The sequence below is a fragment of the Hyalangium sp. genome, assembly GCF_045802625.1.
Taxonomy (GTDB): Bacteria; Myxococcota; Myxococcia; order Myxococcales; family Myxococcaceae; genus Hyalangium.
The window spans coordinates 26,728-46,077 of record NZ_JBJMQP010000079.1 but is presented as its reverse complement, the minus strand read 5'-3'; the positions used below and the strand labels follow the sequence as shown (position 1 = coordinate 46,077).

The following is a 19,350-nucleotide window of genomic DNA, read 5'->3' as shown; positions in this document are numbered from 1 at the left end:
CACCGCTCCCTCCCGGGCCGTTCCCCTCCTGGGCATGGAGTGGGAAGCTACACGCGGAGGAGCGCCGCACGCCTCACGGGGCGGGCTCCTCGCGGGGTCCGCCCCTGGTGTCTCCGCGCCTCAGGCCTGCGGCTGGAAGCCGGAGAGCTCATCCATGGCCTGGGTGGGCTCGAAGAAGATGAGCGTCTTGGTGCGCTCCGCATTCTCGATGTCGAGGCACTCCAGCTCGCCGCTCTCGCTCTCGTCGGCGTAGATGTGATCGGGCTGGAAGATGCGGTGGGTGATCTCCTCTCCGGGGCGGCCCACCGTCACCTCGATGGCGCCCCGGTCGCTGCCCTTCTCCGCGAACGAGATGTCGATGAGGGGCAGGCGCTGGGCCAGCGGTTGCTCTCCTAGCTCCTCGCTAGCGGCCTCGATGCGGACCCACTGGGAGCGCGTGATGCTGCTCAGCAGGGTCAGATAGTCAGACCAGACCTCGCGGGGGATTTCCCGAGTGTGATGCATGACGTGCCGCCTCCGGATTCTCCCTCACACGCTAAGGATGGTGCGGGCGCGAGGTGGACCCCAGGCGCTCCCCTGCCAACAGGGGAGCCCTCCCACCGGGGGCCTGGCTTGCTGGTTGCTTCTCCCCGGGCGTGGGCCCACTGCGCAGCCTCTGAGGCATGAACCTGAGCTTGCGCCACCCCGTGTTGACCCTCTTCCCGTCGCACCGAAGCTGGCTCCAGTGGTACCGCGACCGCTTCGCCTCGCTCGCGCCGCCGGCGCGTGACTCCCTGAGCGGGCGCTTCCAGGGCCAGCTGGTGGGGCCCGTGTGGTTCCGGTATGGCGCGCAGGCGCTCCTGGCGGTGCTGGGCATGCGCGGCTGGTGGGGCAAGGAGTTCGGCGCGCAGGGGCGGGGCGTCAACCTGGTCCGCCGTGGCAAGGACTTGCGCCCCTCGGTCCCGGTGGTGCTGCGCGAGGGGCGCTCGCGCGTGGACGGGCGCCAGGGCGTGCAGGTGGAGTACCCGCCCGAGTGCTCCTGGCACTGGCGCCTCTTCGTGGACGAGCTGCGGTGGTGGGACGACGAGACGGTGCTGGCGATGAGCCGCGTGGAGCTGCCATGGCTGCGGCGGCTGACCCTGCCCTTTGTCCTGCACCGGGTGGTTCCCGCGGAATGAAGCGCGTGCCGGGGCTCGGACAGTCTCGCGGGCCACCAGTGAACATCTCTCCTGGAAAGTGATCGGACTTTCGTCCGAGGTGCACTTCGGTAGGAGAGGTGCGCATTAAAGAGGAGTCATGAAGCCAATGAAGGAGCCTCGAGTGGCGGTGCCCTCATTGGGCGCATGGGTCGAAGCGGGTCCTCGCGTGCGTTGGCGCGCCTGGGCCCCGGGCCACCAGGAAGTCCAGGTGGTCTTGCACGACGCGGAGGGAAAGCCGGGCAAGGTGCTGCCCATGTCGCCTGAGCCGGGCGGGTTCTTCGGCGCCGTGCTGGAAGGCGCGGGGGCGGGCGTGCGCTACAAGCTGCGCGTGGATGGAGAGGGGCCCTTCCCGGATCCCTGGTCCCGCTCGCAGCCCCAGGGCGTGCATGGCCCCTCCGAGGTGGTGGTGCCGGACTTCGCCTGGACGGACACGGGCTGGAAGGGGCTGGGGCCCGAGGGGCTCGTAGTCTACGAGGTGCACGTGGGCACGGCCACGCCCGAGGGCACCTTCGAGGCGCTCATCCCCAAGCTCAAGGGGCTGCGCGAGCTGGGCATCACCGCCCTGGAGCTCATGCCGCTCGCGAGCTTCCCGGGCTCTCGGAACTGGGGCTACGACGGGGTGGATCTCTTCGCCCCCCACCACGCCTACGGCGGCCCCACCGGGCTGCGCCGGCTCATCGACGCCGCGCACGCGCACGGGCTCGCCGTGCTGATCGACGCCGTGTACAACCACTTCGGGCCGGACGGGAACTACCTGCGCTGCTACTCGCCGCACTACTTCACCGCCCGCCACCACACGCCCTGGGGTGATGCCGTCAACTACGACGGCGAGCAGTCCGGGCCCGTGCGGGAGCTGGTGCTCTCCAACGTGGACATGTGGATCCGCGACTACCACGCGGACGGCCTGCGGCTGGACGCGGCCCACGCCATCGTGGATGACAGCTCGCCGCACCTGCTGGCGGAGATCGTCTCCCGGGCCCGCGCCGCCGCGCCGGGCCGGCGGGTGCTCGTCATCGCCGAGGACGAGCGCAACGAGGCGCGGCTGCTGCGCCCCTCCTCGGAAGGGGGCCTGGGGCTGGATGGTGTCTGGGCGGATGATCTGCACCACCAGCTGCGCCGGGCCTTCGCCGGAGACAGCGAGGGCTACTACCAGGACTACACGGGCAGCGCGGAGGACATCGCGCGCACCCTGCGCCAGGGCTGGTTCTACGAGGGGCAGGTGTCGAAGAACCAGGGCCACGCCCGAGGCACTCCCGCCAGCGGCCTTCCGCCCACGGGCTTCGTGCACTGCATCCAGAACCATGATCAGGTGGGCAACCGCGCGCACGGAGAGCGGCTCGGCCACGACGTGCCGCCTGCGGCCTTCCGGGCCATGAGCACGCTGCTGCTGCTGTCTCCGTACACGCCGCTGCTCTTCATGGGCCAGGAGTGGAACGCGAGCACGCCCTTCCTCTTCTTCACCGACCACCACGAGGAGCTGGGGCGGCTCGTCACCGAGGGCCGGCGCAAGGAGTTCGCCGGCTTCGCCCGCTTCGCGGGGGACACGGTGCCGGATCCGCAGGCGCGGGAGACCTTCGAGCGCTCGTGCCTGGACTGGAGCGAGGCGGAGCGCCCACCCCACTCGCAGATCCGCGCCCTCTACCGCGAGCTGCTGCGGCTGCGCGCCACCGAGCCCGCGCTCAAGGTGCATGAGCGCGGCGGCTATGACGTGCGGCCGCTGGGAGCCCACGCGCTCGTCCTCGAGCGAAAGGGAGCCGGGCAGCGGCTCCTCGTCTTCGTCAACGTGAAGGGCCAGCTGGAGCACCGGCTGCCCGAGCCCGCGCGGGCCCAGGTGGTGCTGTGGAGCGAGGCTCCGGGCTTCGGCGGCTCCGGACAGACGCCTCCGCTGCGAGAGGGCCTCGTCCGGTTGGACGGCCCGTCAGCCCTCGTGGTGCGACTGGAGAGCTGATCCGCTCGCGCTGCTCCCATTGCAGGATTCCGCTGACACAGCCGTCAGCGGTCTGGGAATTCCAAGATCCTCCGGGTGTGAGTGATTTCGCGGCCGTGTGGGCCGCAAAGAGTGGCGTGGCATCCTTTGAAAACGGCGCGGGCTGGCGTTAACTGCTCGCGCGGTTTGTCTGTTCACAGTCGGCCGTTGTCGAGGGGGGGATTCAGTATCCCCGGGGCAAGCGGGTAGGCTTGCAAGTGTCGCGGGTGTTCAATCCCTGGCTCTTCGCTCACGGTCGGCCGTCGCTCGGTGGAGGATCCCGTCATGCCCAAGCCCGCGTTCATCGAGCCCCCGAAGTTCTTGCGAGGCGCCCGCGGCTGGGAAGCGGATGAGGTGCTGCGCGTGCTGGTGGAGGTGGAGCACGCGCACCCCGAGGGCAGCATGGCGCTGCGGGCCGTGAGAGATGATCAGGGCTCCATCATCGACTTCGAGTGGATCTACGCGAACCCCGCCGCCGAGCGCGTCCTGAGCTGGCGCGTGGGAGGGCTGGTGGGGCGCCGGCTCCACGAGGTGCCGCCTGAGCTGGGATTGGCCGGCCAGTTCGAGGCCTTCCACCAGGTGGTGGAGACGGGTGAATCCTGCCAGCAGGTGTTCCCCCATTCGTGCGAGGGATTCGATGGCTGGCTTCAGGCCACCATCGCCCGGTTCCGGGACGGGGTGCTGGTGCGGCTGCGGGACACCACCGCCGCCCGGCGCGCGGAGACGGGGCTGCGCGAGACGCGGGACAGGATGGTGGAGATCCTCGAGAACCTGCCCGAGGGCTTCATGTCCCTGGATGCCCAGTGGCGCTACACCTACGTCAACCGCAACGCGATGATGCTGGTGGGCAAGCAGCGCCAGAAGCTCTTCGGGCGGGAGCTGTGGGACACCTGCCCGGAGCTGCTGGGCACCGTCGCCGAGCGCGAGTTCCGGCGGGTGATGGTGGAGCGGGTGTCCACCTCGTTCGAGTTCGAGTTCTCCCCGGTCCTCTGGTTCGGCGTCCACGCGTACCCGTCCGGTAACGGGGTGGCGATCTTCTTCCGCGACGTCACCGAGAAGAAGCGCGCGGAGCAGGAGCGCGACGCGCTGCTCGAGCGCGAGCACACCGGGCGCCTGGCGGCGGAGGAGCTGGCGCGGCAGCGCGCCCGGGAGCTGCTGGCGGCCCGCGAGAAGCTCGTCCAGTCGGAGAAGATGGCGGTGGCGGGCCAGCTGGCGGCCGGGGTGGGGCACGAGATCAACAACCCGCTCTCCTTCGTGATGGGCAACATCCACTTCGCGCTGGAGCAGATCTCCACGCTGCCGCAGGTGGAGGCGCGCGAGGCGCTGAAGGAGACGGCCGAGGCGCTGGTGGAGGCCAGGGATGGGGCCGAGCGCATCCGCGGCATCGTCCGGGATTTGAAGACGTTCGCCCGGGCGGACGACGTGCCGCTGCGGCAGGTGGACCTGCACGCGGCGCTGGAGTTCAGCCTCTCCATGGCGATGAACCACATCCGCTACCGCGCGCAGGTGGTGAAGTGCTTCGGCCAGGTGCCGCCGGTGTGGGCCAACGAGGCCAAGCTGGGCCAGGTGTTCCTCAACCTGCTCGTCAACGCGGCCCAGGCGGTTCCCGAGGGGGACTCGGCGCGCCACCGCATTGTCCTCACCACGTACGCGCGCGATCAGCACGTGGTGGTGGAGGTGACGGACACGGGGGTGGGGATGACGCCGGAGGTGCTGGCGCGCGCCTTCGAGCCCTTCTTCACCACCAAGCCGCAGGGCGAGGGCACCGGGCTGGGGCTGTCCATCTGCCACGGCATCATCAAGTCGCTGCGCGGGGAGCTCACCGTCGCCAGCAGGCCGGGCAAGGGCAGCACGTTCCGCGTGGTGCTGCCCACCCGGGGCGCGGAGGCCGAGGTGGCGGCGCCCTCCCTGGCCGCCGCGGTGGAGCTGCCCGCCGTGCAGGGCAAGCGGGTGCTCGTCATCGACGACGAGCCGGGCATCGCCTCCGTCATGCGCCGCATCATCGGCCGCGGCAACGAGGTGGTGGTCGCTCACAGCGGGCGTGAGGCGCTCTCGCTGCTGGAGCGCGACACGGACTTCGATCGCATCTTCTGTGACTTGATGATGGCGGACCTGACGGGCATGGACGTGCACGCGGAGCTGGCGCAGAAGTACCCCGAGTGCCTGGCCCGGCTCGTCTTCATGACGGGCGGCGGGTTCACCGAGCGCGCTCGCTCCTTCCTGCAGAACTTCTCCCACCCGCGCATCGACAAGCCCTTCGAGCCGGAGCTCATCCGGCGGCTGGTGGCCCAGTCTCCGCCGCGCGTCTGAGCGGCGCCAGAGGGCCGCGCCTCGGGTGGCTCAGCGGCCCTTCTTGATGCCCAGCGAGGAGGAGCCGGACGAGCCCTGCTTCTTGCCCGGCGGCCTCGTGCTGACGGAGCGGCGCTCCAGCGCCACGAGCACGCTGGGCGCGTTCGCGGCGGACACCTGCCGGCTGTGGGGGCTGTACCCCTCGAGCGACAGCGTCAGCATGACGGGGGGCGCATCCGGCGCCAGCGGCAGCTTCACCGGCGTCCTCCCGAGCAGCTGTCCCTCGAGCTGCACGGCCGCGCCCAGGGGCTCGGAGAGGATCTCCAGCTCCACCTTCCGCGGCTCCACGGGCGGCGGGGGTTTCGGATCCACCGGCGGAGGGGGCTTCGGCTCCACGGGCTGCACCACCTGCACCACCTGCACCACCTGCGGAGGCTGCTCGGGCTTCTGGCGCAGCAGGACGATGGCCGCCCCGGCAATCACCAGCGCGGCCGCGCCTCCCACCGCCACCGGAATCAGCGGGAAGCGGCGGGGCGAAGGCGGCATGCCCAGAGACTCCGTGCCTCGCGTGACTTCATGCCTGGGCGAGGGCGCCGGGCCGATGAGGGCGTCCACCGACTGCCGCGAGCGTGTCCGGGGCGCCAGGCTGGGCAGCGAGGAGCGCGAGGGCGTGGACGGAATGGCCTGGGCCCCGGAGCGGCTGCGCGAGGGGTTGGATCTGTCCTTTGAGTCCAGATCCATGTCATCGGCGAGCTGATCCAGCTTGGACGGATCCGCCTCCGTGGCGATGCGGTCGGCGTACAGCTCGCGCAGGTACCCGGACAGGTGCGCGGTGCTGGCCGCCAGCCGCAGCTGGATGATGTAGTCCTCCAGCGCCAGCCGCAGGGCGCCGCAGTCCGGGTAGCGCTTGTCCGGCGTGGGCGAGAGCGCTCGCAGCACCACCGCGTCCAGCCCTGGCGGCAGCTTGGGGTTGAGCTGCGAGGGCGGCGGCACCTGGCAGTCCTTCACCAGCCGCAGCGTCATCATGTCCGTCTCGCCCTTGAAGAGGCGCCGGCCCGTGAGCAGCTCCCACATGACGACACCGAGGGCGAACTGATCGCTGCGCCCGTCGATGGCCTGTCCCGAGGCCTGCTCCGGAGACATGTACGGGTACTTGCCCTTGAGCACGCCGGTGGCCGTCTGCTGGCCGCTGCCGGCCGCCTTGGCCACACCAAAGTCGATGATCTTCACCGCCCCATCGAAGCCGACGAGGATGTTCTGCGGCGACACATCCCGGTGCACCAGCCGCAGCGGCTGGCCCTGGGCATCCCTGGCCTTGTGGGCGTAGTCCAGCCCCGAGGCCGCCTCGGAGATGATGCGCAGCACCAGCCCCGCCGGCAGCAGCTTGCCCTTGAGCCGGGCCTGCTTGTCCAGCCGTCGCACATCGTCGCCCTGCACGTACTCCATGGCCAGGCAGTGGCGGCCTTCGACTTCCAGCAGATCCAGGATGGTGACGAGGTTGGGGTGCTGCAGCCGCGCTACCAGCCGCGCTTCCTCCAAGAACATGGAGAGGAACTCTTCGTCCTCGGCCAGGTGCGGCAGGATGAGCTTGAGCACCACCAGGCGCTCCACGGCGCCGCGCTCACGGGCCAGGAACACCTGACCCATGCCGCCGGAGGCAATCTTGCGCAGGAGCTCGTACTTCCCGAACGGAACGGCCATTTCTCACCGTACGATACTCCGGATTCCCACAAGTCGTGAAAGGCGCTCGTCCTTGGTCCCCCGCCGGGCAAGGAAGCGGACAGTCCAGAATAGCCGGGTGAGCCCCAGGCGACAGTGGGCGGCTCAGGCCTTCAGCTTGTACCCCGAGCGCAGGGCCAGGTAGGCCACCGACGTGGCCACCACCGCCAGGGCCAGGAGGATGCCGCCGCCCAGCGCGGGCGAGAAGATGCTGCGTCCGAGCATGCCGTAGCGCAGCCCCTCCACCATGTAGACCATGGGGTTGAAGAGGCTGATCTGGTTCCAGGGCGAGGGCAGCTCGCGCACCGAGTAGAAGACGCCGCCCAGGAAGGTGAGCGGCATCATCACGAAGGTGGGGAAGAAGTTGATCTGCTCGAACTTCTCGGCCCACACGGCGGCCAACATGCCCAGCACGCTGAAGACGTACGAGGCGATGAGCAGGAAGTAGAGGGCCACCAGGGCGTGCTGGAGGTTGAAGCCGGTGAAGATGGAGGCCACCCCCCAGGTGAGCCCGCCTACCACCAGCCCGCGCACCATGGCTCCGCCGATGAAGCCGGCCATCAGCTCGCCGGGGCCCAGGGGGGCCACCAGCAGATCCACCACCGTGCCTTGAATCTTGGTGATGAACAGCGAGGAGCTGGAGTTGAGGAACGCGTTGTTGGCGATGCCCAGGAAGATGAGGCCCGGGACGATGAACTGCAGGTACGGCACGCCCTCCACCTCGTGGACGCGGGTGGAGATGGAGTAGCCAAAGACGATGAAGTACAGCGTGGTGCTGATGAGCGGCGAGAGGACGGTCTGGCCCGGCACGCGCATGAAGCGGCGGACCTCCTTCGAGAACAGCGTCTTCATCCCAAGGGTGTTCATGGCGGTGTCGGTGCGGGGTGGGAGTGGGACTCAGGCAGCCTTCTGCGGGCGGCCGCGGAGGATCTCGATCAGCACGTCCTCCAGGCGCGAGCGCCGCGTCTCCACATCGGCGATGGGCAGGCCCTGGGAGTAGAGGACGCGCAGCAGCTCGCCCGAGGGCGGGGTGCCCTCGCGCTCCACGTAGGTGAGCGTGCGGCGGTCCTCGGAGAGCGTGGAGTTGAAGCGGCGGGCGGCCTCGGGCAGCTCGGCCAGGGGCTGCTCGAAGGTGACCACGAGGCGGCGCTCGCCGAAGCGCTTCATGACGGAGGCCTTGTCCTCCACCAGCAGCAGCTTGCCCTCGTTGATGACGCCCACGCGGTCAGCCAGCTCCTCGGCCTCCTCGAGGTAGTGGGTGGTGAGGACGATGGTGGTGCCCTCGGAGGCCAGCTTGCGCACGTACGTCCACAGGTCGCGGCGCAGCTCCACATCCACACCCGCGGTGGGCTCGTCCAGGAAGACGAGCTTGGGGCGGTGCACCAGCGCCTTGGCGATGAGCAGCCGGCGCCGCATGCCACCGGAGAGGGCGCGAGTGAGCGCGTCCTTCTTGCCCTGCAGGTTGAGGGCGGTGAGCACCTCGTTCACGCGGGCCTCGTCCTGGGGCCGGCCGTAGTAGCCCAGCTGGATGTGGAGGGACTCGGCCACGGTGAAGAACGGGTCGAAGTTGATCTCCTGGGGGACCAGGCCCACGTCATAGCGGGGGCCGACGGGATCGGCGTCCAGGTCCTTGCCGAACAGGAGGATGCGGCCGCGGGTCTTCTTCACCAGGCCGCAGATGGAGCCGATGAGCGTGGTCTTCCCGGCGCCGTTGGGGCCGAGCAGGGCGAAGATCTCCCCGGGGCGGATGGAGAGGTTCACATCGGAGAGGGCGGTGAGCTTGGGGTAGCTCTTGGTGAGGCCCTGGAGCTCGAGGACGGGGGAGGACATGGCGGAGGCGGGGCTTTAGCACCTCCACGAAGTCTGGCGCTACACTTCGCGCCCATGCTCAATGTTCGGGAACTGCGGTCGTTGGCCGGACGCCTCACGGAGGCCTTCTTCTGCAATCAGGTCGGGCCGTTCGTGCTGGTGCAGAAGCCTCCCCGGCCGGTGGTGGAGCAGATGGCGATGCGCATGGGCGCGCAGAGCACCCTGGTGGCCACGGGGCCGAGCCTGGAGGCCATGCAGCTGGCGGTCATGCTGCGCTTCGACGAGCTGGTGGTGGCCACGCTGCCGCCCTTGCGGAGCACGGACGAGCTGATGGTGGGGCGGATGCCGAGCTGCGACCTGGTCATCAATGATCCGTCCGTCTCCAAGGAGCACGCGCGGCTGTGCTGGCAGGCCAAGACCGACACCACCACGGTGGCGGACCTGGGGTCCATGAACGGCACGCAGATCAACGGCCACCCGCTGGAGCCCCACAAGGAGTTCTTCGTCGAGGATGGGGACCTGGTGCGCTTCGGGGACGCGGACTTCGCCTACCTCACGGCTCTGTCCCTCTGGGACAGGCTGCGCCGCTGAGCGCCGGGGAGCCCGTCAGCTCCCTGGGGGAGCGCCTGGAGGCCCGTGAGAGGCGGGTGCACGGCCGAGTTCCTTGCGCCGGGCGCCCCTCCTTAGTATCCGCCACCCGTCTACGTCGCTACGTCGTCACTTGGAGGCACCAGATCCGCGATGGCCCAGAACTTCATCTTCACCATGCAGGACCTGCGCAAGGTCAAGGGTGGGAAGGACATCCTCAAGGGCATCTACCTCTCCTTCTTCCCGGGCGCGAAGATCGGCGTCATTGGCCCCAACGGCGCGGGTAAGTCCACGCTGCTGCGCATCATGGCCGGGCAGGACAAGGAGTTCTTCGGCGTGGCCAAGCCGGACCCGGGCGCTCGGGTGGGCTTCCTGCCGCAGGAGCCGCAGCTCGACTCCTCGCTGGACGTGAAGGGGAACGTGGAGCTGGGCCTGAAGGAGATCCGCGGCCTGATGGATCGCTTCAATGAAGTCTCCGCGAAGTTCGCCGAGCCCATGAGCGACGCGGAGATGGAGAAGCTGCTCGCGGAGCAGGGCAAGCTGCAGGACGCCATCGACGCGGCCAACGGCTGGGAGCTGGACCGCACCATCGAGATGGCCATGGACGCGCTGCGGCTGCCGCCGGGCGACGCGGACGTGACGAAGCTGTCGGGCGGTGAGAAGCGCCGCGTGGCGCTGTGCCGCATCCTGCTGGAGAAGCCGGACCTGCTGCTGCTGGACGAGCCCACCAACCACCTGGACGCCGAGAGCGTGGCGTGGCTGGAGCAGGCGCTGAAGGACTACAAGGGCACCATCGTCTGTATTACCCACGACCGGTACTTCCTGGACAACGTGGCCGAGTGGATCCTCGAGCTGGACCGGGGCGAGGGCGTGCCCTGGAAGGGCAACTACTCCTCGTGGCTGGAGCAGAAGCAGAAGCGGCTGGAGCTGGAGGAGAAGGCGGAGAGCCACCGGCAGAAGACGCTCAAGAAGGAGCTGGAGTGGGTGCGGGCCAGCCCCAAGGCGCGGCAGGCCAAGAGCAAGGCGCGCATCTCCGCGTACGAGGATCTGCTCAACCAGACGCAGGAGAAGCGCGAGCCGACGGGTGAAGTCACCATCCCTCCCGGGCCGAAGCTGGGCGGGCTGGTGGTGGAGGCCAAGGGGCTGCGCAAGGCGTTCGGGGATCGGCTGCTGATCGACGACCTGAACTTCAAGCTGCCGCCGGGTGGCATCGTCGGAGTGATTGGGCCGAACGGCGCGGGCAAGACGACGCTGTTCCGGATGATCACCGGGGTGGAGAAGCCGGACGCGGGCGAGCTGCGCGTCGGCGAGACGGTGAAGCTGGCGTACGTGGACCAGAGCCGTGACGCGCTGGCCGGGGACAAGTCGGTGTTCGACGAGGTGAGCGGCGGGCTGGACCACATCGACCTGGGGCGGGCCGGGCAGATGCCGAGCCGCGCGTACCTGGCGGGGTTTGCGTTCAAGGGGCAGGATCAGCAGAAGCGGGTGAAGGACCTGTCGGGCGGCGAGCGCAACCGGGTGCACCTGGCGAAGATGTTGAAGAGCGGCGGCAACCTGCTGCTCTTGGACGAGCCGACGAATGACCTGGACGTGGAGACGCTGCGGAGCCTGGAGGAGGCGCTGCTGAACTTCGCGGGGTGCGCGGTGATCATCAGCCACGATCGCTGGTTCCTGGACCGCATCGCCACGCACATCCTGTCGTTCGAGGGAGACAGCAAGGCGTTCTTCTTCGAGGGCAACTTCCAGGACTACGAGGCGGACAAGAAGAAGCGCCTGGGCGCCGAGTCGCTCCAGCCGCACCGCATCCGCTACCGGCCGCTCACCAAGAGCTGAGCCCTGCGGGCCCGGCCCGGCCGTCCTGCTCAGCGCAGGAAGGCCTCCGCCAGCAGCTCGTAGGAGCGCAGCCGCTCCGCATGGCCGAAGGTGTTGGTCATCACCATCACCTCGTCCGCCGCCGTCCGCTCCACCAGCGCCTCCACCTGCCGCTTCACCGTCGCGGGCGAGCCGATGATCTGCAGGGCCCGGATGGACTCCGCCACCTCGCGCTCCCAGGGCGTGTACGGGTGGGCCAGCGCCTGCTCGGGGCTCGGCAGCCGGCCCCGCTGCCCCGTCCGCGCTCGAACGAAGGACAGGATGACGCTGGAGGCCAGACGCTCGGCCTCCTCATCCGTCGGGGCGCAGACGACCGACACCGTGAGGATGGCGTGCGGCTGCTCCCGAGCCCCCGGCTTGAACTGCTCCCGGTAGGCCCGCATGGGCAAGTCGGGCGGCTCGGGGCTGAAGTGGGCGGCGAAGCCAAACGCCATCCCCAACCGGGCCGAGAGCTGGGCGCTGTACCCGCTCGAGCCCAGCAGCACGATGGGAGGCAGCGGCACATCCTCCGGGACGGCGGCCACCGAGCTGAACGGGTGCCCCGCCGGGAAGCGGCCCGCTCCAAAGGCCAGCAGCTCCACCAGCTTGTCCGGGAAGTCGTCCACCTCGAGCCCCTCCCGCGTCCGGCGCAGCGCCAGGGCCGCCCGCGGATCCGTGCCGGGCGCGCGCCCGATGCCCAAGTCGATACGGCCCGGGTGCAGCGCCTCCAGCATCTTGAAGGCCTCGGCGACCTTGAGCGGCGAGTGGTTGGGCAGCATCACCCCGCCAGCTCCGACGCGGATGCGCGAGGTGGCTTCCGCTGCCAGCGCAATCATGATCTCGGGCGTGGTGCTGGTGATGCCGGGCATGTTGTGGTGCTCGGCGAACCAATAGCGGGTGTACCCGAGCTGATCCGCCAGGCGGGCCAGCTCCAGGCTGCGGCGCAGCGCTTGCGAGCTGGTCCCACCTTCCACGAAGGGGATGATGTCCAGGACGGAGAGTGGAATCCTCATCAACTCCCTGGATGCTCCAGGAGGCTGCTTCGTTTCTCCCCCTGGGATTTCAGCGTCTTGGCCAGGGTGTAGGTGGCGGCGCCTGGGTGGCCAGCCCCCTGGCCCGTCCATCGCCCGGCGGGGCCGGTGAGCTGCGGCCGCCTGAATATCCGCCGGACAAGGAAGTGAGCCGAGGCCGATCCCGCGATATGGTCGGCTGCACGGGAGCCCCCGCTCCGAGGAGCCATGAACTTCGTCTTCATCTCCCCCCACTTTCCGCCGCAGTACTTCCACTTCGCCACGGCCCTGCGAGAGCGCGGTGTCAACGTCCTGGCCATCGGGGACGCGCCGTACGACACCCTGCGCCACGAGCTGCGCGACTCCATCCGCGAGTACTTCTTCACCCCCAGCCTCCTCGACTACGACGCCCTGCTGCGCGCCACCGGCTACCTCACCTGGCGCCACGGCCGGATCGATCGCATCGACTCACTCAACGAGTCCTGGCTGGAGATGGAGGCGCGGCTGCGCGAGGACTTCAACGTCTCCGGCCTCAAGCCCGCCGACACCCACCGCCTGCGCACCAAGTCCGGCATGGCCGCCGTCTTCCGCGAGGCCGGCGTGCCCCACCCCGAGCTCGAGCTGGTCCAGGACGCCGCCCAGGTGAAGGCCTTCGCCAAGCGCGTGGGCTATCCGCTGGTGCTCAAGCCGGACGTGGGCGTGGGCGCCGCCCACACCTATAAGATCAGCAGTGACGCCGAGGTGGACGCGGCGCTCGTCCAGCCGCCGGAAGTCCCCTATGTGGCCCAGTCCTACGTCAAGGGCACCATCGTCACCTTCGATGGCCTGGTGGACCATGACGGCCGCATCCTCTTCACCCTCAGCCACGAGTACAGCGATGGCGTCATGGAGGTGGTGACGGAGCGGCGCGACATCGCCTTCTGGAGCCTCAAGCAGATCCCCGAGGCGCTCGACACCATGGGCCGCAAGGCCGTGGCCGCGCTCGGCCTGCGCGAGCGCTGGTTCCACCTGGAGTTCTTCCGGCTGCCCGAGGGCCGCTTCGTCGCGCTGGAGGCCAACCTGCGCCCGCCCGGCGCCTACATGACGGACATGATCAACTACGCGTGCGACATGGACGTGTACCGGCTGTGGGCGCGGCTGGTGACGGGAGATCCGGTGACGGACTTCCGCTACACCCCCAAGTACCACGTGTGCCACATCGCCCGGCGCGCCGGCCGCCCCTACCGCCACGGCCACGAGGAGGTGGTGCGCCGGCTGGGCCCCACGCTGCTGCAGCACAACCCGAACATGCCCTCGGTGTATCAGGCCGCCATGGGCACCGAGATGTACCTCACGCGCCACGTGGACCTGGAGCGCATGCGCGAGGACGTGAGCTTCATCCACGCCCTCACGTAGCGGCCGCGAGCCCGCCGGCTGCTCAGCTCAGCAGCCAGCGCATGGCGAACGGCAGCCGCCGCGCCCAGTCCTTCTCGTTGTGCTGCCCGCCGGGATCCAGCACGAGGATCAGCTCGTGGTCGTCGTAGCCCAGGCTCTTCAGGTGCGTGTAGAACTCGCGCGTGGCCTCGCCGTAGTTGAGGTCCAACCCGTCCCCGTCGATGCGCTCGGTGCTGCCGGCGTCCAGGTAGATGCGGGTCCAGCGCTTGCTGTGGGCCCTCCACTGCTTGAAGAGCGAGCGCTGGCTCCACATCACCGTGGGGGACAGCGCGCCGATGCGGCCGAACACCTCCGAGTGCTTCCACCCGAGGTACAGCGACATGAGCCCGCCCAGGGACGAGCCCATGGTGCCCGTCCACTGTGAGCCCGGCCGCGTGCGGTAGACGCGATCCACGAAGGGCTTGAGCTCGTCCAGCAGGAAGCGCGTGTAGAGCGGGCCGCGGGCGTGGACGTTGATGCGCAGCTCGTCCCAGGGCGAGTACTCCTGGAAGCGCCCCGCGCCCGAGTCCACCGCGACGATGATCCACGGCTCCAGCCGGCCCTCGCGCACCAGGCTCTCCAGGGCGTGGTTGGCGCACCAGGTGTCGAACAGCGCGGACTGGGTGTCCGCGAAGACGTTCTGCCCGTCATGCATGTAGAGGACGGGGTAGCGGTGCGTGCCGTGCTCGTCGTAGCCGTCCGGCGTGTAGATGCGGATGGTTCGTCGGAAGCCCTCGTGAGCGGAGGGAAAGTCGCGGATGATGTGGACGTGGCCCATGGAACTGGCGCAGGTGCTCGGGGCCTGCGCCCCCGGAGCAGCGGTGGTGCGCGCACCTTAAATGGCTCCGCAGCCAAGCCCAACCTGGAAGTGCGCCCTTGTGTCCGCTAGTGCGGATTTCCCCGGCGCCTGGAAACAGGGGGAGGTGCCGGACGGCTGCTAGAAGGAGGGGTGAAGCCTGGGGTGTCACGGCTCGAGCGGACGTCAGGGCTCGGGGGCGCTCCCGTGTTCGCCCGCCCGAGTCCTGTGAGATTCGCTCAAGCGACCGGACTCCGGTACGAGGCCCTCGCCATCTCGCCCGGCAGTGCCCACATTCGCTGGCGATCCGGGAGAGACGGAGGACAACCGGTGGCGGCAGCTCCACCGAAGGCAGCCGTCCTGCCGGGCGCAGCGAGCCCGGCAGCTTGATGGGAGGGTGACCCTCATGAGCCCGTGCGACCCGCCGAGCGAAGCCCTCTCGCCTCCGCGCAGGGAGCGCGAGCAGGACGAGACGCGCCAACGCCTGAGCTGCGTGCTGGGGTCGCTGCCCGTCGTCTACTGGTCCTACGACAGCCAGGGGCTGATCCTCGTCAGTGAAGGGCAGGGGCTGGAGCGGATCGGGTTCAAGGCGGGACAGCTCGTGGGGCAGTCCGTCTTCGAGCTCGTCCGCGATTACCCCCTCATCCGAGAGGCTGTCGAGCGTTCCTTGGGCGGGGTAGCGAGCTGCGTGGAGGTGGTGTTCCGGGACATCTGGTTCCAGGCGGAGTTCATCCCCCAGTGCGAGCCCAGCGGCGAGGTGGAGGCCGTCTTCGGCCTGGCGTTGGACATCACCGAGCGCAAGCAGGCCGAGGAGCGGCTGCGCCAGTCCGAGCTGCGCTACCGCCTGGCGCTCCAGGCCACCAGCGACGCCATCTGGGACTGGGATCTTCTCACCAACCATGTGCACTGGAGCGAGAACATCCACCAGCTCACCGGCCGGGCGCCGGGGGAGGTGGATGCGGCCCTCGAGTGGTGGTCCGAGCACATCCACCCCGAGGATCGCGAGCGAGTGGTGGGCGGCCTGCTCGCCTTCATCGACACGGAGGGCGCCCACTGGATGGACGAGTACCGCTTCCGGCGTGGAGACGGCTCGTACATGTTCGTCAGTGACCGGGGCTACCTGGTGCGGAATGAGCAGGGCCAGGCGGTGCGCATGGTGGGCGCCCTCCAGGACATCACCGCGCGCAAGCTGGTCGAGCTGGAGGCCCAGAAGCGGGCCGACTTCGAGCAGCACCTCATCGGCATCGTCAGCCATGATCTGCGCAACCCGCTCAACGCCATCTCCATGGCCGCGAAGCTGGTGCTCAAGCGGGACCCGCTGGAGGAGCCACAGCGCCGCTCCCTCCAGCGCATCCTCTCCAGCGCCGAGCGCGCCACCCGGATGCTGAGGGAGCTGCTGGACTTCACCCAGGCGCGGCTCGGAGGCTCGCTGCCGGTGACGCCTCGGTCCATGGATCTGCACGAGCTCACCCGGCAGGTGGTGGACGAGGTCCAGCTCGCGCACCCGCACCGGCGGCTCATCCTGGAGCAGAGCGGGGACGGGCAGGGCACGTGGGACGCGGACCGGCTGACCCAGCTCATCATCAACCTGGTGAACAACGCGCTCACCTACAGCGACGAGCACAGCGTGGTGCGGGTGCGCACGCAGGGCCAGGCGGACGCCGTCGTCTTCTCCGTGCACAACCTGGGCAGCCCCATCGCCCCGGAGCTGCTGCCCCAGCTCTTCCTGCCGCTCAAGCGCGGTGGGGACAAGGGCTCGCGCAACAGCCACTCCATTGGTCTGGGCCTCTTCATCGTCAAGCACATCGTCGATGCCCACGGGGGCCGCATTTCCGTGGAATCCAATATGGAGAACGGGACGACCTTCTCGGTGACCCTGCCCCGAAGTCCCCCGCAGGCGCCCCAGCCTCCACGCGCTTGAGCGGCGGGCACCTGCAAGCCTCCCGCGAGCTGCCCAAAATGCCCCACGGTGCTGGGTTCATGAGACCTGATGGGTGGTGGGCGCCGGGGGAAGAGGCTCGGGGTGGGTCATACCTACAGCAGTGGACGGTCGGTTGAGGGTGCTCTGGACCCGAGGGTGTCTGCCATGACTCAGCGATTGGGGGGGACCAGCCCTCATACGTTGGGTCCGCCGCGCGGACGGTGTGCCGTCTAAGGGGTTTCCCTCAGAGCGCGTCCTCTAGAAATTCGAGCTTTCCGGAGGGACGGGGGGCTGGGGCTCGGGCCGCGCTCGGTCGGCTCACAAGGTGGCATGCGCCCTGCTCATGAGCCGCATCAGCAGGAACTCCCCTCCCACAATGAGAGACTTGATCATGCCCACAGTGCGCTTCGCAGGTGCTGGCGCCTACGTCCCTTCCCGAGCCGTCAACAACGAGCGCATCGCCGAGGCTTTTCCCGGCTGGTCGGCCGAGCGCATCTTCGAGAAGACGGGCATGGTCGAGCGGCGCTTCCTCTGGGCGATCGACTCGAAGGGCCAGGCGATTCCTCCCCCCGAGGATGATCTGTCCATCTATCCGGCCAGCAACTCGGACATGTGTGAGATTGCCCTGCGCAAGGCGCTGAAGCAGTCGGGCGTGGACGCCAAGGAGCTGGATGCCATCTTCGTCGTCACCTGCACGCCGGACGAGCTGAACTTCAACCACGACGCGATGGAGCTGCACCGGCGCCTGGAGTGCCGCACGGACACCTTCGCGCTGGTGGTGGACGATGGCTGCGGCGGCACCCCGTACATCATCGACATGGCGAGCAAGATGATGGAGGGTGGCCGCTTCAAGACGGTGGCGGTGGTGGCCTCGGCGCTGCTGTCTCCGCAGCTCAACCGCGAGGTGTACACGGATGAGATCATCCCCGCCCCGGGGCGCGAGCCCATCAACGCGTTCCTGTCCGCGTATGTGTTTGGGGATGGGGCCGGCGCGGTCATCCTGAAGGCGGACGGCGAGCCGGGCACGGGGATCCTCTCCACCATGTCGGGCAACTCGCACGGGGAGCTGGTCATCCGCCGCGGCGGCGGGATGATGAAGCTGCCCCACCAGGGGCGGGCGAAGCCGGGGGACATGGCCTTCGTGGTGGACGGGCGCAAGGTGGCCCGCAACTACCCGGCGTGCATGCGCCACTGCATCGACACGGTGCTGGAGAGCCGCCCGGAGCTGCGCTCCGAGGTGAAGCGCTATTACTTCCACCAGCCCAACCGGCGGCTGATGGAGTTCTTCGTGGAGCACGCGGGCCTGCCGGCCGACCGCGTGGCGATGAACGTGCACCGCTACGGCAACACCTCGGCGGCCGGCATGCTCATCCTGCTGGCCGAGGATCTCGAGGCCGGCCGGGTGCGCCTGGGCAGCGGGGATCTGGTGCTGGTGGCCGCCGTGGGCGCCAGCGTTCACTACGGCGCCCAGCTGGTGCGGCTGTAGCGCGCGGACATTGCGCGGGCTCGCGGGTTCGCGGGATGGTGGCGCCCCTTCGATTGGAGCCGCCATGGAGCCCACGCGCAGCAACACCTTCGCCCTCGAGCTGTGGAGCCAGGTTCGCGGCACCGGGGGCAACCTCGCCGTCGCTCCGGCGAGCATCACCCTGGCGCTCGCGATGACCTGGGGTGGCGCTCGGGGAGACACCGCCCGCGAGATGAAAGAGGTGCTCCACTTCGAGGGCTCGGCCGAGGAGGTCATGTCCTGGGCGGGCCGGCTCCTCCAGGCGTGGAACACGAGCGCGGGCCCCTCGCTGCTGCGCGTGGCCAACCGGCTCTTTGGCGCGAAGGACTTCACGTTCGAGAAGCCCTACCTGGAGAAGACCCGGGCTGTGTTCGGCGCTCCGCTGGAGCCCGTGGACTTCGATGCCGGCGTCGAGGCCACGCGCCAGTCCATCAACGCCTGGGTGGCTCGGCAGACCGAGGACCGCATCCAGGGGCTGCTGCCCGTGGGGAGCTTGAAGCCGAAGCGGACGAAGTTGGTGCTCGTCAATGCCGTGTACTTCAAGGCGAGCTGGGCCACGCCCTTCTCGGAGGAGAGCACCCAGCCCGAGCTCTTCTTCGTCACTCGGACCGAGACGAAGCAGGTGCCGCTGATGCACCGCACGGGGGACTACCGCTTCGTCCAGACGGATGGCGTGAAGGTGCTCGAGCTTCCCTATGAGGGGCAGGAGCTGGCGATGGTCTTCGTGCTCCCGGAGAAGGCCGGTGGGCTGGAGGACGTCGAGCAAAACCTCACGAGCGCGCAGCTCGACGAGTGGATGGGGACCCTGGGGCGCGAGCGCGTCAACGTGGCGCTGCCGCGCTTCGAGGTCCGCCCCGAGGCCTCGATCGAGCTGGGAGACGCCCTGGTGGCGATGGGCATGGCGCGGGCCTTCAGCCCCGAGGAGGCGGACTTCACGGGCATGGCGAATCCGGCTCACTCCCAGGAGCGGCTGCACATCAGCAAGGTATTCCACCAGGCCTTCGTGAAGGTCGATGAGAAGGGCACCGAGGCCGCCGCGGCCACCGCGGTCGTGATGATGACCCGCGGCGCCATGCGGCCCCGAGAGACCCAGGACTTCCGCGCCGACCACCCGTTCCTGTTCTTCCTGCGCGATACCTCGTCCGGGATGATCCTCTTCATGGGCCGCGTCGCGGATCCGGGGAGCCGGTAGCTCTCCGCTGTCGATTGGAGAGGCTCGTCACGTTCTTCTCCGAGCGAGGGGCCGAGCCGAAGGTCGAGCCGAGCCCCTCGGCGGAGCCTGCCTGCCTCATGTTCTCTCAGGCGA

The 19,350-nt window shown here is 69.1% G+C and carries 15 protein-coding genes; 9 read left to right on the top strand and 6 right to left on the bottom strand.

Going from position 1 to position 19,350, the window contains the following annotated elements; translation table 11 throughout:
• Positions 1-120 precede the first annotated feature (120 nt).
• Positions 121-504 (bottom strand): DUF5335 family protein, encoded by a 384-nt coding sequence (locus ACJ8AT_RS15415; RefSeq protein ID WP_407738487.1) that lies wholly within the window; start codon positions 502-504, stop codon positions 121-123.
• A 158-nt stretch (positions 505-662) separates the two neighbouring features.
• Here ACJ8AT_RS15415 and ACJ8AT_RS15410 point away from each other — a divergent pair, with 158 nt between their 5' ends.
• The 3 genes from ACJ8AT_RS15410 to ACJ8AT_RS15400 all read left to right on the top strand — a co-directional run bounded on the left by ACJ8AT_RS15410 (position 663) and on the right by ACJ8AT_RS15400 (position 5,454).
• The gene (locus ACJ8AT_RS15410; protein ID WP_407738486.1) at positions 663-1,157 is read left to right on the top strand and encodes a hypothetical protein; all 495 of its coding nucleotides are present in this window, start codon (positions 663-665) and stop codon (positions 1,155-1,157) included.
• A gap of 127 nt (positions 1,158-1,284) precedes the next feature.
• The gene (gene treZ / locus ACJ8AT_RS15405) at positions 1,285-3,126 is read left to right on the top strand and encodes a malto-oligosyltrehalose trehalohydrolase (protein WP_407738485.1); all 1,842 of its coding nucleotides are present in this window, start codon (positions 1,285-1,287) and stop codon (positions 3,124-3,126) included.
• A gap of 303 nt (positions 3,127-3,429) precedes the next feature.
• Complete coding sequence (locus ACJ8AT_RS15400) at positions 3,430-5,454, top strand: ATP-binding protein (protein ID WP_407738484.1); 2,025 nt, start codon at positions 3,430-3,432, stop codon at positions 5,452-5,454.
• A 30-nt stretch (positions 5,455-5,484) separates the two neighbouring features.
• Here ACJ8AT_RS15400 and ACJ8AT_RS15395 read toward each other — a convergent pair whose 3' ends face one another.
• The 3 genes from ACJ8AT_RS15395 to ACJ8AT_RS15385 form a co-directional block, all read right to left on the bottom strand.
• Entirely contained in the window at positions 5,485-7,134 is a 1,650-nt protein-coding gene (locus ACJ8AT_RS15395) for a serine/threonine protein kinase (RefSeq protein ID WP_407738483.1), read from the bottom strand.
• Between the two features lie 123 nt (positions 7,135-7,257).
• Positions 7,258-8,019 carry an ABC transporter permease gene (locus ACJ8AT_RS15390; RefSeq protein WP_407738482.1) on the bottom strand — a complete coding sequence of 254 codons (762 nt, stop codon included), beginning with the start codon at positions 8,017-8,019 and terminating at the stop codon, positions 7,258-7,260.
• Between the two features lie 30 nt (positions 8,020-8,049).
• Positions 8,050-8,982 (bottom strand): ABC transporter ATP-binding protein, encoded by a 933-nt coding sequence (locus ACJ8AT_RS15385; protein WP_407738481.1) that lies wholly within the window; start codon positions 8,980-8,982, stop codon positions 8,050-8,052.
• Positions 8,983-9,036: 54 nt separating this feature from the next.
• On the opposite strand from ACJ8AT_RS15385, the gene ACJ8AT_RS15380 reads away from it, so the two are divergent.
• Both ACJ8AT_RS15380 and ettA read left to right on the top strand, forming a co-directional pair.
• Entirely contained in the window at positions 9,037-9,552 is a 516-nt protein-coding gene (locus ACJ8AT_RS15380; protein ID WP_407738480.1) for an FHA domain-containing protein, read from the top strand.
• A 150-nt stretch (positions 9,553-9,702) separates the two neighbouring features.
• The gene (gene ettA / locus ACJ8AT_RS15375; protein WP_407738479.1) at positions 9,703-11,382 is read left to right on the top strand and encodes an energy-dependent translational throttle protein EttA; all 1,680 of its coding nucleotides are present in this window, start codon (positions 9,703-9,705) and stop codon (positions 11,380-11,382) included.
• 29 nt (positions 11,383-11,411) lie between these two features.
• Here the strand turns inward: ettA and ACJ8AT_RS15370 are convergent, their stop codons facing one another.
• Entirely contained in the window at positions 11,412-12,413 is a 1,002-nt protein-coding gene (locus ACJ8AT_RS15370; protein ID WP_407738478.1) for an LLM class flavin-dependent oxidoreductase, read from the bottom strand.
• Between the two features lie 225 nt (positions 12,414-12,638).
• On the opposite strand from ACJ8AT_RS15370, the gene ACJ8AT_RS15365 reads away from it, so the two are divergent.
• A complete protein-coding gene (locus ACJ8AT_RS15365; RefSeq protein ID WP_407738477.1) occupies positions 12,639-13,805 on the top strand; it encodes an acetyl-CoA carboxylase biotin carboxylase subunit family protein in 1,167 nt (388 codons plus the stop codon).
• A gap of 22 nt (positions 13,806-13,827) precedes the next feature.
• Here the strand turns inward: ACJ8AT_RS15365 and ACJ8AT_RS15360 are convergent, their stop codons facing one another.
• Positions 13,828-14,601 carry an alpha/beta hydrolase gene (locus tag ACJ8AT_RS15360; protein ID WP_407738476.1) on the bottom strand — a complete coding sequence of 258 codons (774 nt, stop codon included), beginning with the start codon at positions 14,599-14,601 and terminating at the stop codon, positions 13,828-13,830.
• Positions 14,602-15,025: 424 nt separating this feature from the next.
• Between ACJ8AT_RS15360 and ACJ8AT_RS15355 the strand changes: the two genes are divergently transcribed.
• The 3 genes from ACJ8AT_RS15355 (at position 15,026) to ACJ8AT_RS15345 (ending at position 19,236) form a co-directional block, all read left to right on the top strand.
• Positions 15,026-16,540, top strand: coding sequence for an ATP-binding protein (locus tag ACJ8AT_RS15355; protein ID WP_407738475.1), 1,515 nt, complete (start codon positions 15,026-15,028; stop codon positions 16,538-16,540).
• Between the two features lie 391 nt (positions 16,541-16,931).
• Positions 16,932-18,026 carry a 3-oxoacyl-ACP synthase III family protein gene (locus tag ACJ8AT_RS15350; protein ID WP_407738474.1) on the top strand — a complete coding sequence of 365 codons (1,095 nt, stop codon included), beginning with the start codon at positions 16,932-16,934 and terminating at the stop codon, positions 18,024-18,026.
• A gap of 64 nt (positions 18,027-18,090) precedes the next feature.
• Positions 18,091-19,236 carry a serpin family protein gene (locus ACJ8AT_RS15345; RefSeq protein ID WP_407738473.1) on the top strand — a complete coding sequence of 382 codons (1,146 nt, stop codon included), beginning with the start codon at positions 18,091-18,093 and terminating at the stop codon, positions 19,234-19,236.
• Positions 19,237-19,350: the final 114 nt, after the last annotated feature.

Excerpts from the sequence above, each read along its gene's own strand:
- ACJ8AT_RS15415 (WP_407738487.1), bottom strand. The coding sequence starts at position 504 with ATGCATCACACTCGGGAAATCCCCCGCGAGGTCTGGTCTGACTATCTG.
- ACJ8AT_RS15410 (WP_407738486.1), top strand. The coding sequence starts at position 663 with ATGAACCTGAGCTTGCGCCACCCCGTGTTGACCCTCTTCCCGTCGCAC.
- treZ (WP_407738485.1), top strand. The coding sequence starts at position 1,285 with ATGAAGGAGCCTCGAGTGGCGGTGCCCTCATTGGGCGCATGGGTCGAA.
- ACJ8AT_RS15400 (WP_407738484.1), top strand. The coding sequence starts at position 3,430 with ATGCCCAAGCCCGCGTTCATCGAGCCCCCGAAGTTCTTGCGAGGCGCC.
- ACJ8AT_RS15395 (WP_407738483.1), bottom strand. The coding sequence starts at position 7,134 with ATGGCCGTTCCGTTCGGGAAGTACGAGCTCCTGCGCAAGATTGCCTCC.
- ACJ8AT_RS15390 (WP_407738482.1), bottom strand. The coding sequence starts at position 8,019 with ATGAACACCCTTGGGATGAAGACGCTGTTCTCGAAGGAGGTCCGCCGC.
- ACJ8AT_RS15385 (WP_407738481.1), bottom strand. The coding sequence starts at position 8,982 with ATGTCCTCCCCCGTCCTCGAGCTCCAGGGCCTCACCAAGAGCTACCCC.
- ACJ8AT_RS15380 (WP_407738480.1), top strand. The coding sequence starts at position 9,037 with ATGCTCAATGTTCGGGAACTGCGGTCGTTGGCCGGACGCCTCACGGAG.
- ettA (WP_407738479.1), top strand. The coding sequence starts at position 9,703 with ATGGCCCAGAACTTCATCTTCACCATGCAGGACCTGCGCAAGGTCAAG.
- ACJ8AT_RS15370 (WP_407738478.1), bottom strand. The coding sequence starts at position 12,413 with ATGAGGATTCCACTCTCCGTCCTGGACATCATCCCCTTCGTGGAAGGT.
- ACJ8AT_RS15365 (WP_407738477.1), top strand. The coding sequence starts at position 12,639 with ATGAACTTCGTCTTCATCTCCCCCCACTTTCCGCCGCAGTACTTCCAC.
- ACJ8AT_RS15360 (WP_407738476.1), bottom strand. The coding sequence starts at position 14,601 with ATGGGCCACGTCCACATCATCCGCGACTTTCCCTCCGCTCACGAGGGC.
- ACJ8AT_RS15355 (WP_407738475.1), top strand. The coding sequence starts at position 15,026 with ATGAGCCCGTGCGACCCGCCGAGCGAAGCCCTCTCGCCTCCGCGCAGG.
- ACJ8AT_RS15350 (WP_407738474.1), top strand. The coding sequence starts at position 16,932 with ATGCCCACAGTGCGCTTCGCAGGTGCTGGCGCCTACGTCCCTTCCCGA.
- ACJ8AT_RS15345 (WP_407738473.1), top strand. The coding sequence starts at position 18,091 with ATGGAGCCCACGCGCAGCAACACCTTCGCCCTCGAGCTGTGGAGCCAG.